The following is a 17245-nucleotide window of genomic DNA, read 5'->3' as shown; positions in this document are numbered from 1 at the left end:
TCCCCTTGCTTGCTATTCTTGTGTGGCCTCGTTGACCGTGCTCGGCAGCCACGTCCCGGCGATGGTGCGGGAGTGACCGCGGAACTCGGCAATCACGACATCGCCTGATGTGACTCGAACGTCGTAGATCCCGGAGCGGCCGTTGCGCGAAACTTCGCGCGCGGTCGCAACCAGCACGTCGCCGAGCTTACCCGGACGGATGAAGGCGATGTCGCATTGCGCGGCGACCGCGCGCTCGTTGTGCGAGTTGCAGGCAAAGGCGAAAGTTGAATCGGCCAGCAGGAAAATGAAGCCGCCATGGGCGATGCGCTGGCCGTTGACCATATGCGGCTCAACCGTCATCGTCAGCGTTGCCTGCCCTGGCCTGACCTCGACAATTTTCATGCCGAGGCCCTTGCTGGCGTCGTCTTCCTTCCACATCGCATCCGCGCAGGCGCGGGCGATCTCGTCGGGCGACAGCGCGACGTTCATAGCGGGTTGCCCGAGCTGCGAGACGGATCCACGACGTTCTCTCCCTTATGCGCACGGGCCTGTTATCAGGCCTCGTGACGTAATCGGTCAGTCTGGGGACGAAGCACCTGAGGTGTCAACGATCCCGCGAAACCTTGATCCAACTGCTTCCGTCATTCCGGGGCGCGCGCAGCGCGAACCCTGGTGCGCAATTGCGCACCAGGGAATCTCGAGATTCCGGGCCTCGTCCTGCGGACCATCGCGGAATGACGTTGTGGTCACACATGGTCATAATCCACCACGACCTTGTCCGAACACGGCCGCGCCTGGCAGGTCAGGATGAATCCTGCCTTCAGCTCCCACGGCTCCAGCGAATAATTGACTTCCATTTGCGCCTCGCCCTCGACCAGCTTGGCGCGGCAGGTCGAGCACATGCCGCCCTTGCAGGCGAACGGCAAATCCATGCCGGCGCGCAGGGCGGCGTCGAGGATGGCCTCGCCCTCGGCAACCGGAACTTCGCGGCGCTTGCCGTCGATGATCAGCGACGCCATCGCCTTGGGCGGCGCGGACGCCGTGACGACTTTCTTTGGACGCGGCTTGCCGCCGAACTCCGAAACAAATCGCTCCACGTGAATGCGATCCTCGGCAATACCGATCTCGCGGCAGGTTGCCTCGATGTCCTCGCTCATCCTGGCGGGACCACAGATGAAGACGTGGTCGACCTGTGCGGCCGGCACCAGCGAGCGCAGCAGCACACGCACTTTCGCGCCATCGAGCCGGCCGTGCAGGATCGGGATGTCCTGCTCCTCGCCCGAGATGACGTGGAACAGCGACAGCCGCTGCATGAAGCGGTCTTTCAGTTCCTCCAGCTCTTCGAGGAACAGCATGCTTGACGTGGTGCGGTTGCCGTAAAACAGGAAGAAGCGACTATTTGGCTCGCGCGCCAGCACGCCCTTGATGATCGACAGGATCGGCGTGATGCCGCTTCCCGCGGCGAAGCCGACATAGACCCGGGCTTGATCCGGCGCGTGGGCGATCCCGAAACGGCCAGTCGGCGTCATAACCTCGAGTTCGTCGCCGGTCTTTAATTCTTCCGCGGCCCAGTTCGAGAACGCGCCGCCATCAACCTTCTTCACCGCGATGCGCAGCTCGCCATCATCAGGCCCGGAGCAGATCGAATAGGAACGGCGCACTTCCTCGCCGTCCATCGTGGTGCGCAAAGTGAGGTATTGCCCCGGCGTAAAGCGGTAGTCGCCTTCCAACTCCTTCGGGATCGCAAATGACATCGATACAGCATCGGCTGCCTCGCGGCGGAGATCGCTGACGGCAAGACGGTGAAACCGGGGCGTAAGCGACATGATCAATGACACTTGAAATAATCGAACGGTTCGCGGCAGGCTTTGCAGCGCCACAGCGCCTTGCAGGAGGTCGAGCCGAATTCGGAAAGCAACTCGGTATCCCCGGAACCGCATTGTGGGCATGCCACCTGCTGCTCACCGAACAACGCACGGCGAGAGCTCGAGGCCTGCGGAGGCGCGATGCCGTATGCCCTGAGCTTGTTGCGGCCGTCCTCGCTCATCCAGTCCGTGGTCCAGGGTGGCGACAGCACGGTGCGGATGGTCGGGCGCGCAATGCCGGCGCGCTCCAGCGCCAGCTCAATTTCGAGCTCGATCATGTTCATCGCGGGGCAGCCAGAGTAAGTGGGTGTAATCGCGACCTCGACGCGGCCATCGCGAACCTGAACGTCGCGCAGCACGCCGAGATCGGCGATGGTGAGTACGGGTATTTCGGGATCGACCACCTGCGACGCTGCCTCCCAGGCACGCCAGCGCAGATCGGCATCGCTGAGGACCGCGGTTACCATGTCGCCCCCGGAAAGCTCCGTTGTATCGACTGCAACTCGCTGAGCAGATGGCCGAGATGCTCGCTGTGCCGACCGCTGCGGCCGCCCTGCTGCATCCAGTCGTTATCAGGTAAAGCGAGCGTCGCCTCGCTCACGACGCTGCTGATCGTATTCAGCCATTGCGGACGCAGCGGCGCCGGATCAATCGCGATGCCGGCGTCGATCAGGCCGCGCTCGCTGTCGTCGACCGAAAACATCTCGCCGGTAAAAGCCCAGAGTTCGTCGATGGCGGCTTGCGCACGGCGGTGGCTTTCCTCGGTGCCGTCGCCCAGGCGGATGAGCCATTCCGAGGAATGTCGCACGTGATAGGCGCTTTCCTTTTCCGATTTGGCCGCGATTGCCGAAAGCGTCGGATCGCTGGAGCGCATCATCGCGCGCCAATAGAGATCGGCGAAGGCCGCATAGAAGAACTGCCGCACCGTCGTGCGGGCAAAGTCGCCGTTCGGCTGCTCCAAGAGCAGGAGATTGCGGTACTGCCTGACGTCGCGGAGATAAGCGAACTTGTCCTCGTCGTTGCGCCCGCCCTCCACCTTCGCCGCATAAGAATAGAGTTCGCGCGCCTGGCCGAGCAGGTCGAGGCCCATATTGGCCAGCGCCATGTCCTCTTCCAGCATGGGCGCATGACCGCACCATTCCGACAGCCGGTGCCCCAGAATCAGCGCATCGTCGGCGCGGCGCAGGGTATAGAGCACCAGCGGTGTTTCGGAGACGGTGATGTTGGCTGCGGCCATATCAGTAACCTGCTTCTTTGGTCGTGATTGCAAGGAGCGAAAGCGACGAAGCAATCCAGACTTACTTTGCGGCGCGATGGATTGCTTCGCTTCGCTCGCAATGACGGAAAGACTACATATGCCCGACTTCCTCGGGCACGTCGTAAAACGTCGGGTGCCGATAGATCTTGGATTCCGCCGGTTCGAACATCATGCCCTTCTCGGACGGATCGGACGCGGTGATCGCGTTCGACGGCACCACCCAAATCGAAAGGCCCTCGCCGCGGCGGGTATAAATGTCGCGCGCGGCCTGCAGCGCCAGCGTCGCGTCGGTGGCATGCAGCGAGCCGACATGCTTGTGCGCCAGTCCGTTGCGGCTGCGGATGAAGACTTCCCAGAGCGGAATGTTCGGCGTTGCCATTGCGCTTCTCCCTACTCGGCCGCCTGCAAGGCCGACCGCTGCCTACGCTTCTCCGCATAGGCCATCGCGGCCTCGCGCACCCAGGCGCCGTCCTCATGCGCCTTGCGCCGCGCCGCTAGACGATCGCGGTTACACGGTCCGTTGCCGGCCAGCACCTGCTTGAACTCTACCCAGTCGATCGCGCTGTATTCCCAGTTGCCGGCTTCATTTTGTTTCATGCCGGGATCGGGAACCGTAAGCCCCAGGAATTGCGCCTGCGGTACGGTGGCATCGACGAACTTCTGCCGCAGCTCGTCATTGGAGAAGCGCTTGATCTTCCACTTGGTCGAAGTGTCGCTGTGCTGGCTGGCCTGGTCGGGCGGACCGAACATCATCAAGACCGGCCACCACCAGCGATTCAGCGCGTCCTGCGCCATCGCCTTCTGCTCGTCGGTGCCGCGGCACAGTGTCAGCATGATCTCAAAGCCCTGGCGCTGGTGGAACGATTCCTCCTTGCAGACGCGGATCATCGCGCGCGCATAGGGACCGTAGGAGCAGCGGCACAGCGGAATCTGATTCATGATCGCCGCGCCATCGACCAGCCAGCCGATGGTGCCGATGTCGGCCCAGGTCAGCGTCGGGTAATTGAAGATCGAGGAATATTTTGCCTTTCCGGCCAGCATCAGGTCGACCAACTCTTCGCGTGAGGAGCCGAGCGTCTCGGCGGCGGCGTAGAGATAGAGGCCGTGGCCGCATTCGTCCTGCACCTTCGCCAGCAGCGCGGCCTTGCGGCGCAGCGACGGCGCGCGGGTGATCCAGTTGCCTTCGGGCAGCATGCCGACGATTTCGGAATGCGCGTGCTGGGAAATCTGCCGCGTCAGCGTCTTGCGGTAGGCGGCCGGCATCCAGTCGTTGGGCTCGATCCGCTCGTCGGCATCGATGCGCGCCTGAAACTGCGCAGCCCGCGCGGCGTCCTCAATGTGGCGGTCGTCGCCCTCGGACGTATTGAGCGCCTGCGTGTACATGGCGGACCTCCCAGGATTTGTTGGGAGGAAATATATAACACAAATCGCGATATGCAATATATTTCTGTAACATATCTACAACCCGTCAAACCGCCTCGAAAGTTCCGCGCCGGGCTTTGGCAGGGGTCCGCTTTCATTGGTCGCGTGGCGATCAAGCCATTGTTCCGACGCGGGAAGTATCGCCCGGTAGATCTCGCCGCAGACCGCTCGAGCGGCCCTGCCCGGCCAGTCCGCAGGCAGAAGCGCGGTCGGCAGCAGGGGGTCACGCAGCACGACACGACGGTAATGGTGGATCAAGAGGATCCGTGCGGTGAAGGCGTCGGCCTCGGTCAGCCGCTCGCCGCGGCCGAGCCAGCCGTGCAGCGGCTCGAAGGTTTTCATGAACTTCTGGTAGGCGTCGGCGGTGCGATCGAGTGGCCAGCTTTCGCTGAGCAAACGCCGCCCGCTATCGTCTTCGGCGGATACTTCGAGGCGAATGGCGCCGCCGGCTTCCGCCGGCACCGGCACGCCCGACGGCGCGACCCACACGCCGGGCAACGGACTGCCGAAGCCTGCATTCTTCAGGGCCTCGCGCGCGGCGTCGCGGTCTCCGCCATTGCCGATCAGCAGCAGTTCAAACCGTCCGGTCCAGTCCGAGGCCGGCGGGCCGTAGATGTGCCTGGTCGCGATATCAAAAGTCTGCCGCTCGCCCCGAACCAGACGATAGAAACTGTTGCGGCCCACTTTAACGCGCTCGAACCAGCCGTCGGCCGTCAGCCGCGACATCGCGGTGCGCACCACGCTGGCGTCGATGTCGAGTTGCTCGAAAAATTCGAGCAGCGTGCCAAGCCAGACCGAACCGCCACGCGGCACGATGGCATCGCCGAATACGGTGATAACGATCGAGCCGGTGCGCGATGGTTCGCGCTTCAACTGCTGGATGATGCGGGCAAGCGGCGGCGGCATACGGCAAGGCATAGCGCGTTTTGCGGGAGAGCGACAATGTCGGTGACCTTTCCCTCTCCCCGTCCTTCACGGGGAGAGGGTTAGGGTGAGGGGCTGCTTCCGCAAATTCGATGGAATTGAGTGCGCGGAAAGTCCCCTCATCCGGCGCTTCGCACCGGCCTCTCCCCGCAGGTGCGGCGAGGCTAAGAGCGCGCGCGGCGGCGCGCTCAGCGATGCGGGTTCGGATAAACCAGGCTGCGCCAGCCGCTTCGATCGAACGGCGACCATTCGCCTTCCGGCTGCGCCAGACGATCGGCAACCGCATAGACCACCGCCGGATGATGGCCCATGCCGCAATGGCTGCTCTCGACCTCGATGCTTTCTGACGTCGCTGACGTTTTCTCCATACAGCCCTGCCAGGCGCAGACACCGTCGGTGCGGCTGAAGATTGCAGTGGTCGGCACCGGCGGCGTGGCAGCCAGCGCGCCGCCGAAGCGGGCGTCCTCCTCGTCGGCGCGGCGGCCGCTCGCCATTTCGTAGACGCGCCAGGCGTTCGTCGCTTTCGGTCCCGACGCAAACGGGCTGCCGAGCGTGATCACCGAGCGCACACGCTCCGGCATCATCTTGGCAAGCTGCCGTGCGTAAAGGCCACCGAGGCTCCAGCCGACCAGCGAGACCTTGCGGCCGTGCGCGTCGTTCAACTCCTGCACCAGATCGACCATCGCGTTCTGCACACCGTGGCGCAGTCCGAGATTACGGCCCTGGCGCCAGCCGCTGACGGCATAGCCGCGCGTGCGCAGGAAGCTGCGCAGCGGTCGCGTCGAGGTGTCGGACGCAACAAGGCCGGGCAACACCAGCACCGGATGACCGTCGCCGCGTGGCGCCAGGCTGAGCAGCGGCAAAGCGCCGAGAAACGCGCCGAGCTCGTGAATGGCACGCCCCTCCAGAAGCATCAGGGTTCTGGACGGCGGCGAAAGCGTCTGCGCAGCAACGGACATCACATCTCCTCTCGGGCTCGGCCCCTTAGGTTGCGGAAGCCGGCCACTGGTTCAGCTAGACGCTAATGGTAGAATCGTTCGGCACTGCAATATGGTTCCATAAAAGCTAGGGAACCGGCTTTCCCCTTGCAAGCGGTGCAGGTCACACCTGTAATAACTAAAAGCGTTGACGTGATTAATTGGTCACAACAGCCGCAGCAGATATTCGAGTGTGTAGAGCGCCAATCCTGCAAGCCCGCCGATCAGCGATCCGTTGAAGCGGATGTATTGCAGGTCGCGGCCGATGTTGATTTCGATCAGCGAGATCAACTGCCCCATGTCCCACGCCTTGACCTGGTCGGAGATGAAAATCGAAACGCCGCTCTTCTGTTCGGCAACGACCGTTCGCAGCACGGCCACGAGCCCCTGGTTGATTTCGGCGCGCAACTCGGCATCGCCGGCCAGCGCCTCGCCTGCCTTCACGAACATGCGCACCAGATATTGCTCCAACACCTGGGTCTCACCTGACGCACTACGCTCGAAGAACGTCCGCGTGTTCTCCCAGATGTGACGCGCGAGGCTGGTCAATTCGGGCCGGGCCAACAGATCGCGCTTCAACCCATCGATGCGCTCAGCGTAAGTTGGATCTGTGCCGAGGCGATCGACAAAGGTCAGCACCATGCGATCGAACTCGCCGCGGAACGGATGTTTGGGATCGTTGCGGACTTCCTCGAAGAAGGCGGTCGCCGACGCGACGATCTTGTTCACCAGAAATTTGTCGGCGCGATAGAGTTTCAACAGGGTCGGCAATTCGGCGCGGATCTTTTCGCGGATCATCGCCATGGTCTCGGCCTGCGTCATGGTCTGATGCACCGCGCGCAAGATATCATCGAGCAGGCCTGAATGCCGCCCCTCCTCCACGAAAGCGCGCAGCGTTCCGGCCGCGAGCGGCGCCAGATCGACCGCCATCAATTGCGCCGTGATGCGGCGGCTGACGAAGGTCATTAGTCCGGAGGTCTCCGTCGCCGCGACCGCTTCGGGCAACAGCCGTAGCGCAAAGCGCGCGAGATCCTCGCTGCGCTTGCGGTCGCGCAGCCAGTCGGCGATGAAGGAGCCGAAATCGATCTGCCGCAGTTTCGCCTCGACCGGGGCGGCCTCAAGGAAATGCTTCTCGATGAATTCGCCAAGCTTGTCGGCGATGCGGTGCTGGTTGCCCTGGATGATCGCGGTGTGCGGGATCGGCAGTCCCAAAGGCCGCTTGAACAGTGCCACCACGGCATACCAGTCGGCGAGGCCGCCGATGGTGGCTGCTTCGGCAAAAGCTGCGATGAAGCCGAAGACCGGATGCAGCGGTAACAGCGCTCTTGCTGCGAGGAAGATCGCAAACGTCACCACCAGCACCGACGTTGCCAGCCACTTCACGCGCCGCAATTCGGCGGCGCGGATGGCATCGCCGGGGGTGTCGATGACGAAGGTGGCGGGAAGCGTCATGACGGCTTTCGGATGGACGACGACCCTCATCTTGAGGAGCGGCGTCTTCGCCGCGTCTCGAAGGGTCAGGCCCCATCGTGGCCTCATGGTTCGAGACGGCGCAAGGGCGCCTCCTCACCATGAGGGTTCAGGACTGACTTATGAAAGACGCCCGACAAAAAGAAGGCCCGCCAAAGCGGGCCTTCGAAACGGCAGTTGTCAGGCAGATCGCGATCAGGCGGTCTTGGAATAGACCTTGGCGAAGTTGTCCTGCGCGGTCTTGGCGCTGTCGGCGACGAGCTTGCCGAGATATTCGGTGGTGGCCTTCGCCCGCGTGACGAGCACTTCGCCGCGCGCACGGACCAAGTCCGACTGGATCTGGGCGGCTTCGCTCAGCGACTTGGCCGAAGCGAGCTTGTCGATGCCGGCGAAGAACGCTTCCGCGTCCTGATAGAGCGCCTGCTGGATGTTGCGGCTGATCTTGGCGGCTTCAGTAACCGAACCGGCAACGGCGGTCTCGATCGCAGCGGTCGCCTTCTCCGAACCGGCGTAGAGGTCGGCGGCGCGCTCCTTCGCGGTCTCGGTCTGCTTCTTCACGAACTCACGGGCGGCTTCCGGAACTTCCAGGTTCTGGAGCTTTGTGAACGCCTCGGTGACGGGCGCAAAGGCTTCCTTGACGGTATTCAGCACGGAATTGGTTTCGGTGGTCATTGGGTCTCTCCATCCTCGGTTTGAGCTATGGGCTCACCCCGTCCGGATTGGCCCGGGGCACGCGTGTTGTGCCATAGTTAATGGTGCAATGCAATATATCTGTTGCATCGCGGCATCACGAAATCGTGATCGACCTTTTTATTGGGCGATCTGCCCGGGAACCGGCGGAAAGGTTCCCCTGATCAGTGCTGGACGGCCCCAGGGAGCCCGTACGCTTCCATCTGTGCCCGAACCTGCGCCACATTGTGCCCGAGCACGATGATGTCGTGTTTTTTGCCGTCGACGTCCCGAACATGGTCCCGCAACAGGGCCTCGGCCCGAAAGCCGAGGCTCTCGAACAGGGCGATTGCCGCCTGCTGGTCGACCGTCATCTGGACCGAGAGCTTTTCCAGCCCGGCGCCCAGCGCTAGCGCAAATGTCTCCTGCGACAGTGCCCGGCCGACCCCCTGTCCGCGGACATCCAGCGACACCACCATCCGGATCTCGCCGACATGGGGCGACCAGGAATGCGGGTCGCGCACCAGCGTGCCGCAGCCGACCACTGCCCCAGCCTTTACTGCCAGCAGGCTTACGATCTGGCCGCGCTCGATCTCGTTGACCCAGGCGGACAGGACTTTTGGCTGGCTGATATTGCGCGGCAGAAACAGCAGATCATGGGTCGGGAGTTTTTGCGCAAATGCCAGCACCGCGGCCTCGTCAGCGCGGGACATCATGCGGAATTCGATCTCGCCGGCGTCGGTCTTGACGTGGCGGGGATAGGAACGTGTCTCGCTCATGTTGATCTCTTACCTAGCCAGGAGTCCAGTCTCGGCCACAACCGCTTGATTGCATTGGCGCCGGCGACGAGGCTGACGTGACCTCCCTTGAGGATCACCTCTTCCTTGTCGGTCGAGCCGATCTTGGCGATCAGATGTTTTGCGGCATCATAGGGCACGATGTGATCGTGTTCGGCGACTGCATGCAGGATCGGCACCTTGATCCTGGAAATGTCAGCCGCGCGCCCACCGACTGACATGGTGCCGTTAAAGAGTTTGTTGTCCCACATCAGGTCCTTGGTGATATCGCGGAAATACTCGCCCGCCAGTGGCAGCGTATCGGTCGCCCAGCGGTCGAACATCCGGTAGGACTTCACGAACTCGTCGTTCCAGATGTTTTCCCACAATTGCACCTGGCTGACGGTGCGCGAGGCCGGCCGCAGCATCTCGAATGATGACAAGATCATTTCCGGCGGCACATTGCCGACGCTGTCGACGAGGCGGTCGACGTCGAAATAGCGGCGGTCCGAAAAATTCTGGAACAGCTTCATCTCGCGGAAATCGATCGGCGTGGTGAAGCAGATCAAATTCTTCATCGGCCCGTCGTTGAAAATCGAGCCGTAGAGGAGCGACAGCACGCCACCGAAGCAATAGCCTATCACCGTGACGTCTTTCTCCCCTGAATCCTGCTGCACGCGGCGAACGCAATCCGGGATGAAGTCGAGGACATAATCCTCCATCCGCAAGCTCTTTTCTTCCGGCTTCGGCGCGGTCCAGTCCAGCATGTAGACGTCGTAGCCGCGCTTTAGCAGAAACTCGATGAAGCTCTGGCCGGGCACCATGTCGAGGATGTAGCCCCGATTGGTGGTCGCCATCACGATCAGGATCGGCACGCGGTAGATTTCATTCGCAATCGGGCGATAGTGATAGAGGTTCATGGTGCCGCGGGCGGCCAGGATGTCCTTTGGCGTCGAGCCGAGCGAGGGACCCGATGAAGCGATATATTCAACGCCCTTGATGCTGCGCTGGATCGCGCGCTGCACTTCGGACTGGACCCGCTCCGAGATGGAAGCGAGATCGAGACCCGCAGGAGCGTTCATTTTGGCTCCCCCTCCGACGGCGGACGCTTGGTGCGCGGCGGCCGCGGTGCGCCGTAGCCGCTCTCCGGCGATAGCGAGTTGTGGTGCACCTGGTGCAACAGCGTCTTGATCTCGTTGAGCTGGCCCTCGATCGACTGCAGCCGCTCGGCCATGCCGACGAGTTGCGCCCGGCTCGGCAGGTTCATTGCGAGCAGGTATTTCTCCATCAACTCGCCGAGCTGCTTCTGCGCGCCTGCGGTGACGCCGCCGACCTGGTTCATCATTTTTGAGAATTCGGGCGAGGCCATTGCCTCGTTGGCAAAGGAGTTGAACCCCTTTTCCAACTCTCCAAGCATGGTCTGCCAGATCACGGCAGGATCGTTGCCCTTATCGGCCATCGCGCCCTCTCCCGAAAGGTTACGAGCGCTTGCCACGCTTCGCTTGTGTTTGGTCCATACCACACCGTTGCGGCGGGTCGGTCAACCACTGCGACGCCTTCTGCGGTGCGGGAAACCGTGCCATAGTTACTGAAGCCACATATCACTTGAGGGATGACACACGCGATGCTCGCCCATCAGCCGCCTCAGATCGCCCGCGCCAATGGCCTCGACATTTGCTACGAAATTTTCGGCGATCCGGCCGCGGAACCGATGCTCTTGATCATGGGGCTCGGTGCCCAGATGATCCATTGGGAAGACGATTTCTGCCGCCAGCTCGCCGCGCGCGGCTTTCGCGTCATCCGTTTCGACAACCGCGACATCGGCAAATCCTCGCACCTTTCCGGCGGCAAGCGCCTGACACCGTTCGAACTATTAAAGCTGCGGTTCCTGAGAATCCCGGTGGCAGCACCCTACAAGCTGATCGATATGGCCAAGGATACGGTCGGCCTGATGGACGTGCTCGGCATCCAGTCGGCGCATCTGGTCGGCGCGTCGATGGGCGGCATGATCGCCCAGGAAGTCGCGCTCTCGTTCCCGCAGCGGGTGCGCTCGCTGACTTCGATCATGTCAACGACCGGCAACCCCAAAATACCGCCGCCAACGCGCGAGGCTGCGGCCGTGCTGATGGCACCGCCGCCGCGGACGAAGGAGGAATATTTCGAACGGTTCGCCAGGACCTGGAAGGTGCTGCGTGTCGGCTCGTTCCCGGAAGACGAGGCGCTAGACCCGGCGCGTGCCGCCCGCACCTATGAACGTGGTCTCAATCCGAACGGCGTCGGCCGGCAGTTGCGGGCGGTGTTGGCCTCCGGCAGTCGCAAGGAACGGCTGAATCACTTGAAAATTCCGACGCTCGTCATTCACGGCACCGTCGATCCGCTGGTGCACCCCGAAGGCGGCAAGGACACCGCGGCGTCGATCCCGGGCGCAAAACTGCTGATGATCGAAGGCATGGGCCACGCACTGCCGGTCCCGATCTGGCCGCAGATCATCAACGCGATCGCCGAGCACGCGCAGGGCGCCGCGGCGAAGGCGGCGTAGCGCCTGCGTAGCCCGGATGGCGCGCAGCGCAATCCCGGATTCGAGCAACATTGGCAGCGGCCCCGGGTTGCGCCGCGCTCCACCCGGGCTACGCTTCTGATGCTAAGCCTTTGTCGCGATCCAGATCACGTGGCGCACGCCGCGGCCTTTGCCAGTGGCGCGGATGTTGACTTCATTGACGTCGAAGCCTGCGCTGCGAAGACGTTTTGCGAACGCAGGATTGGGCCCTGACGACCATATGGCAAGGACGCCGCCCGGTCGCAGTGCGGCGTGCGTCGCACGCAAGCCTGCAGCGTTGTAGAGCGCATCATTGGCCTCGCGAGTCAGCCCTTCCGGTCCATTGTCGACATCGAGCAGAATGGCATCGAACTTCGAGCGGTGCGAGCGGATGATTTCGGTGACATCCGTCTCTCGAATGCTCACGCGGGAATCATCCAAGCTGTCGCCAAAAATTTCTGCCATCGGGCCTCGGGCCCAACTGACCACCGCCGGCACCAGCTCCGCCACCACGATCTGGGCTTTATTGCCGAGCGCAGCGAGCGCGGCACGAAGCGTAAAGCCCATACCCAGGCCGCCGATGAGCACATGCGGCTTTGCGACCTTCTCGATCTTCTTCGCAGCGAGCGTCGCCAGCGCGGCTTCCGATCCGGATAGGCGGCTGTTCATCAGCTCGTTGTTGCCGAGCTTGATGGAGAACTCCTTGCCACGGCGCATGAGGCGGAGTTCGCTGCTGGTGCCAGGAATGCGGGTGGTGTCGAGCTTTTCCCAGGGAATCATGCAGAAGCTTTAGCACGGTCGGCCAGTCCATGCGCGACAACTGTCATCGCCCGACTTGACCGGGGCGATCCAGTATCCCAGAGGCTGTGGTTATTGCGCGCCACCTCACGACCGCCGCGGCGTACGGGGTCCTCCGCCTTCGCGGAGGACGACAGCGGAGCAAGATCTATCCCCCCGCCCACACATCCAGCACGTAGCGGTTCCTGGTGCCGAGATCGTCGATCCAGCGCAGGCCGGCATCGGCGTCAGCGCCCGATTTCTCGCGATAAATCGCAACCAGCGCGGCCTTGACGTCGGGCTCCATCTTGCCGCCGTCGCCGCAGACATAGACGATCGCGCCCTGCTCGATCAGGCTCCAGACGCGGTCCTTCTGCGCCGCCACCTGATGCTGCACATAGGTCTTCGGTCCGTCGGCGCGCGAGAATGCGGTATACAGTTCGGTCACGCCATCAGCGGCGAAAGCCTTCAATTCGTCCGCATAGAGAAAATCCTGTTCGGGATGGCGGCAGCCGAAGAACAGCATCGCAGGACCGAGTTTTGCCCCCTGCGCCTTCCGGTGTGCGCGCTCCTGCAGGAAGCCGCGGAATGGCGCCAGCCCCGTGCCAGGGCCGATCATGATCACGGGTTGGGCCGGATTGTCCGGCAGCCGGAAGCCGGCCTTGGTCTCGCGTATGGTGGCATGCACAAAATCGCCTACGCGGCGTCCGGCGAGATAGTTCGAGCAAACGCCTTTGTAGACGCCGCGCCCTGAACTCGCGGGCGATTCCACCACGCCCACGGTGACGCTGCAGCGCGACGGATCGGACGAAGGCGAGGAGGAGATCGAATAATACCGCGGCGCCAGCAGCGACAGCATTTCCAGATAGGCGTAGAACGGCAGTTCGCAGGCCGGATGCTCTTCCAAAAGATCGAACACCGACTTGCGCCTGGCCAGGACGTCCGAACGGTAACGCTCCGTGGACGTCTGGTCGTCGCCGACATAGCCGAGTAGCTTCGGCTTGGTAACGGGGCAACGCGTGTGCTCCGACATGATCTGGATCTGCTTACGGGTTGCGAGCTGCTGCAACTCGACGAATTCGGTCAACAACCGGCCGACCGACACGGCATCGCCGACCGGCAATTGCGCGCGGCGGCCTTCGGCGACATGAAGTCTGATCTGGTCGGCGGGCAGAAAACCGAAGCGGCGCGCGACGGAATCGACCAGCGCCGGATCATTGCGCGGCACCACGCTGAGATGGTCGCCGACGCGGTAAGTCATACCCGGCGGCAATTCCACCTCGACGTGGCGGGTCGAGCGGTCGGAAGGATTGGCGCCGGCCTTGTTCTGCAGTTCGGCATTGACCAGCACCTTCATCGGCGCGACGCCGCCCTGGGTCACGATGGCGTTGACCGCGGAAGGCGCCACCGGTTCGATCGAATAGAGCGGTGCGTCGTCGGCGCTGCGGGCGAAGCCGGAATCGATACCCAATTCCTTCATCGCCGCAGGTGCAGCCGCCGCGAACCATTTTTCGAACTGGCCGTCGAGATCGCTGCGGGCATCGCCCTCGCCGCGGGCGTAGAGGCTGCCCGCGCCGTGCACCGCCAACTGCTCGTCGATCATGCGCGGCACGGACTGGTACGTCGCGGCCCAGTCACTGTTGCCGCAGCCGAACACGGCGTAGCGCACCTTGGCGAACGCATCTTTCTGCAGGCCGCTGTCCAGCCATTTGACGAACTGCGTGGCGTTATCAGGGGCGGCGCCATTATAGGAGGCGCAGAAGATCAGCAGCGCGCCCTGCTCCGGTAATCTGCCGACGTAGTCGTCGAGCGTGCCGAGTTTTGTGGCAAAGCCGTTGACCTCGGCGAGGTCAGCCACCCGCGTCGCCAGTTCTTCCGCCGTGCCGAGGTTGGAACCGTAGAGCACCAACAGCGGCGTGTTGTGTCCCGGACGGGTTCGCGCCTGCGGCGCCGCCGCGCTCGAGGCAGCGGTCGTAACGGCGGCACGGCCGGCCAAGGCGCCGCGATCCTTGTCCGCGCGCGGGCGGACCTTGATTTTAAAGCCGTCCGGCTTGACCGTCAGCGTTTCCTTCAGGTGCATCTGGTAACGATGCACATCGATCAGCTTGAAGCGCTGCAGGATCATGCCGATCGCCAGCGCCGCTTCGTGCATCGCAAAGCCGCGACCGATGCAGGCGCGCTGGCCGTTGCCGAACGGCTTCCAGGCGTTGATCGGCCGCCTGGCTTCAGCCTCGCGGCTGAAATTCTCCGGATCGAAGACGTCCGGGTTCGGGCCCCAGACGCTGGGGTCGCGGTGCAGCGCCATCACCAGCACGGTGATGAACGTATTCTTCTTCAGCTTGTACTTGCCGCCGATGGTCTCGTCATTGAGCGGCGTGATGCCATACGCCGGTGCCGGCGGCCACAGCCGCAGCGCCTCCTTCAAAATCTGCGTGATGTAGGTGAGCTGGGTGGTCTGCTGATAGGTCGGCTTCACGTTGATATCGGGGCCGAGCACCCGGTCGACTTCCTCATACGCCTTCTTCAGCACTTCCGGATGCTTGAGCAGCGCGTAAATCGTGCAGGAGAGAAGTCCGCTGGTGGTCTCGTGGCCCGCAATCAGAAAGGTGTTGATCTGGTAGCGGATGTTGATGTCGTCGAGTTGCTCGCCGGTTGAGCGGTCGACGCCGGTCATCATGGCGCCCAGCATGTCCTTCTTGCCTTCGGCGGCTTCCGCGTTGCGGCGGCGCTCGGCGATGATCTCGTCGACCATCTTGTTCATGAAGGCGACGTCCTGTGCGAGCGTCTTGCGCCGCTTCTGCATCCAGAGATTTTCCAGCGGCAGACCGCGGGTCATCATGATGGTCTCGAGCGAGCGCACCAGCGATTCCACGAACGGGTGATAGTCGCGGCGGTAGAACGAGTTGAAGCGATAGTCGAAGCCGCAGAGACCAATGGTGTCGAGCGTCAGCGCCGTCATGTCGTGCACGACGTCGATTTCCTCGTCGGCGTTGAGCCGCTCCCATTTCTTCACGAGTTGCTCGGCGATATCGACCATGCTCGGGTGGTAGGATTGCATCGCGCGGTTGCCGAACGGCTGCAGCAGGATGTTGTGCGCCTTGCTCCAGTTCGGCTCCGACGTATCAGCCGTGAACAGTCCGTCGCCGCCAACGGCGCGAACGCGGCGCAGCGAGCCGCGCACCGTCTTGTCGAAACGCTTCTCGTCGGAGAGTTCGTCGATCAGATCATGCCCGGAGACGATCACGATCGGCGCGCCCATCATGTCGAGCCAGAAAATCGGCCCGAGCTCCTTGGAGAGCTTGACCAGATGCTGCACCGGCGCATTGGGATCCAGCGACAGCATGTTGCCGACGACGGGTTTCTTCGGCGGATGCGGGATCGGACTAAGTTTGTTGCTGGACGCCATTGTCGAAGTGTCTCCCTGCCCTGCCTCATTCCCCGTCATTCCGGGATGGTCCGAAGGACCAGATCCGGAATCTCGAGATCTCAGGTGCGTAATTTCGCACCATAGTTCGATGCTTCGCATCACTCCGGAATGACGATGCGAGACAATTCGCTCGCAATAACAACCTGCGCCGTACGCTCTACCCAAACCGCCTTCTACGCCATTCGATCAGCTTGGCGCTGACCTCGTCCGGCTTTTCCTGCTGTGTCCAATGGCCGCTGTCGCGCACGAGATATTTTTCGAGATCGGGGACGAGCTTCTCCATGCCGTCGGCAGCCGATGGCGGCAGCACGTGATCGTTTTCGGCCATGATCATCAGCGATGGTACCCGCACGGTGTGGTCCAGCCACTCCGAACGCTGCCAGTTGCGCGACATATTGCGGTACCAATTGATGCCGCCGGTGAAGCCGGTTTTAGTGAAGGTATCGACGAACACCTTCTTTTCCTCCGGGCTCAGGATCGGCGTGCGCGGATCATGTTTGGCGTCGTAGCCGGCGATCATTTGTGGAAACGCCAGGTTGAGCCTGGGCGAGGCGCCAATACCGGCGACCGGCTGGTCTGCGGGCGCGGTGTCGCTGCGTGGCACCGGCTTGCGCATGAACGCATCAAAGGTCTGCTCGACTCGGCTGCCGAATATTCGATCGGGTTCGCGCGCCGGGTCCTGAAACTGCACGATATACATCTGGTCGCCGAAGCGCATGCGGTACAGTTCGATGGGATCCGCCGGCGCGCGGTCCATGTGAGGGGTATTGACACCGACAACGCCCGCGACGCGATCGATATGCCGCAGCGGCATCTGCCAGACGACGAAGCCGCCCCAGTCGTGACCGACGAAGATCGCCTTGTCGATCTCGAGATGATCAAGCAGGCCGACTAGATCGTCAGTCAGGTGCTCGATGTCGTAGTCCTCGACCGGCTCGGGCCGGTCGGTGGACCCGTAGCCGCGCTGATCCGGCGCAATCACGCGGATGCCGGCCTCGCTCAACGCCTTGATCTGGTGACGCCAGGAGAACGCGATTTCTGGCCAGCCGTGACAGAGAATGACCGGCGGCTTGTCGGATGTGGGTCCCGCCTCGTAATAGCCCATGCGAATACCGTTCACCTGGGCGAACTGCACTCCCGGCATTTCAATCATGGCAAGTTC

17 protein-coding genes are annotated in these 17245 nt (G+C 62.7%); 1 reads left to right on the top strand and 16 read right to left on the bottom strand.

Annotated elements, in window-relative coordinates:
• Positions 1 to 12: 12 nt before the first annotated feature.
• From paaI to HCN58_RS03350, 13 genes are all read right to left on the bottom strand, one after another.
• Positions 13 to 471, bottom strand: coding sequence for a hydroxyphenylacetyl-CoA thioesterase PaaI (gene paaI / locus HCN58_RS03410; protein ID WP_171577938.1), 459 nt, complete (start codon positions 469 to 471; stop codon positions 13 to 15).
• A 257-nt stretch (positions 472 to 728) separates the two neighbouring features.
• Positions 729 to 1808, bottom strand: coding sequence for a 1,2-phenylacetyl-CoA epoxidase subunit PaaE (paaE, locus tag HCN58_RS03405; protein ID WP_171577937.1), 1080 nt, complete (start codon positions 1806 to 1808; stop codon positions 729 to 731).
• Between the two features lie 2 nt (positions 1809 to 1810).
• Entirely contained in the window at positions 1811 to 2314 is a 504-nt protein-coding gene (gene paaD / locus HCN58_RS03400) for a 1,2-phenylacetyl-CoA epoxidase subunit PaaD (protein WP_171577936.1), read from the bottom strand.
• The gene (gene paaC / locus HCN58_RS03395; protein WP_171577934.1) at positions 2308 to 3084 is read right to left on the bottom strand and encodes a 1,2-phenylacetyl-CoA epoxidase subunit PaaC; all 777 of its coding nucleotides are present in this window, start codon (positions 3082 to 3084) and stop codon (positions 2308 to 2310) included. The genes paaD and paaC overlap by 7 nt, the downstream gene beginning before the upstream one ends.
• A gap of 112 nt (positions 3085 to 3196) precedes the next feature.
• Complete coding sequence (gene paaB / locus HCN58_RS03390; protein WP_065756553.1) at positions 3197 to 3484, bottom strand: 1,2-phenylacetyl-CoA epoxidase subunit PaaB; 288 nt, start codon at positions 3482 to 3484, stop codon at positions 3197 to 3199.
• A gap of 11 nt (positions 3485 to 3495) precedes the next feature.
• Complete coding sequence (gene paaA / locus HCN58_RS03385; RefSeq protein WP_171577933.1) at positions 3496 to 4488, bottom strand: 1,2-phenylacetyl-CoA epoxidase subunit PaaA; 993 nt, start codon at positions 4486 to 4488, stop codon at positions 3496 to 3498.
• A gap of 75 nt (positions 4489 to 4563) precedes the next feature.
• The gene (gene paaX, locus HCN58_RS03380; protein WP_171578005.1) at positions 4564 to 5433 is read right to left on the bottom strand and encodes a phenylacetic acid degradation operon negative regulatory protein PaaX; all 870 of its coding nucleotides are present in this window, start codon (positions 5431 to 5433) and stop codon (positions 4564 to 4566) included.
• A 206-nt stretch (positions 5434 to 5639) separates the two neighbouring features.
• Entirely contained in the window at positions 5640 to 6410 is a 771-nt protein-coding gene (locus HCN58_RS03375) for an esterase/lipase family protein (protein WP_171577932.1), read from the bottom strand.
• Positions 6411 to 6593: 183 nt separating this feature from the next.
• On the bottom strand, positions 6594 to 7880 hold the full coding sequence (locus HCN58_RS03370) for a DUF445 domain-containing protein (protein ID WP_171577931.1): 1287 nt from the start codon (positions 7878 to 7880) through the stop codon (positions 6594 to 6596).
• Between the two features lie 213 nt (positions 7881 to 8093).
• The gene (locus HCN58_RS03365; protein WP_171577930.1) at positions 8094 to 8570 is read right to left on the bottom strand and encodes a phasin; all 477 of its coding nucleotides are present in this window, start codon (positions 8568 to 8570) and stop codon (positions 8094 to 8096) included.
• Between the two features lie 182 nt (positions 8571 to 8752).
• Positions 8753 to 9346 carry a GNAT family N-acetyltransferase gene (locus tag HCN58_RS03360; RefSeq protein WP_171577929.1) on the bottom strand — a complete coding sequence of 198 codons (594 nt, stop codon included), beginning with the start codon at positions 9344 to 9346 and terminating at the stop codon, positions 8753 to 8755.
• Positions 9343 to 10425, bottom strand: a complete 1083-nt coding sequence (locus tag HCN58_RS03355) for an alpha/beta fold hydrolase (protein ID WP_171577928.1) — start codon at positions 10423 to 10425, stop codon at positions 9343 to 9345. The genes HCN58_RS03360 and HCN58_RS03355 overlap by 4 nt, the downstream gene beginning before the upstream one ends.
• Positions 10422 to 10802: a hypothetical protein gene (locus HCN58_RS03350; RefSeq protein WP_171577927.1), complete on the bottom strand. Its 381-nt coding sequence runs from the start codon at positions 10800 to 10802 to the stop codon at positions 10422 to 10424. Before HCN58_RS03350 ends, HCN58_RS03355 begins: the two co-directional genes overlap by 4 nt.
• Positions 10803 to 10967: 165 nt before the next feature.
• Between HCN58_RS03350 and HCN58_RS03345 the strand changes: the two genes are divergently transcribed.
• On the top strand, positions 10968 to 11882 hold the full coding sequence (locus HCN58_RS03345) for an alpha/beta fold hydrolase (RefSeq protein ID WP_171577926.1): 915 nt from the start codon (positions 10968 to 10970) through the stop codon (positions 11880 to 11882).
• Between the two features lie 102 nt (positions 11883 to 11984).
• Here HCN58_RS03345 and HCN58_RS03340 read toward each other — a convergent pair whose 3' ends face one another.
• From HCN58_RS03340 to HCN58_RS03330, 3 genes are all read right to left on the bottom strand, one after another.
• Positions 11985 to 12659, bottom strand: coding sequence for a spermidine synthase (locus HCN58_RS03340; protein ID WP_171577925.1), 675 nt, complete (start codon positions 12657 to 12659; stop codon positions 11985 to 11987).
• 166 nt (positions 12660 to 12825) lie between these two features.
• Positions 12826 to 16062 (bottom strand): bifunctional cytochrome P450/NADPH--P450 reductase, encoded by a 3237-nt coding sequence (locus HCN58_RS03335; RefSeq protein ID WP_171577924.1) that lies wholly within the window; start codon positions 16060 to 16062, stop codon positions 12826 to 12828.
• Positions 16063 to 16240: 178 nt separating this feature from the next.
• On the bottom strand, positions 16241 to 17236 hold the full coding sequence (locus tag HCN58_RS03330) for an alpha/beta fold hydrolase (RefSeq protein WP_171577923.1): 996 nt from the start codon (positions 17234 to 17236) through the stop codon (positions 16241 to 16243).
• Positions 17237 to 17245: the final 9 nt, after the last annotated feature.

Source organism: Bradyrhizobium australiense (genome assembly GCF_013114825.1).
Lineage (GTDB): Bacteria > Pseudomonadota > Alphaproteobacteria > Rhizobiales > Xanthobacteraceae > Bradyrhizobium > Bradyrhizobium australiense.
This window is presented reverse-complemented; position numbering and strand designations above follow the sequence as displayed.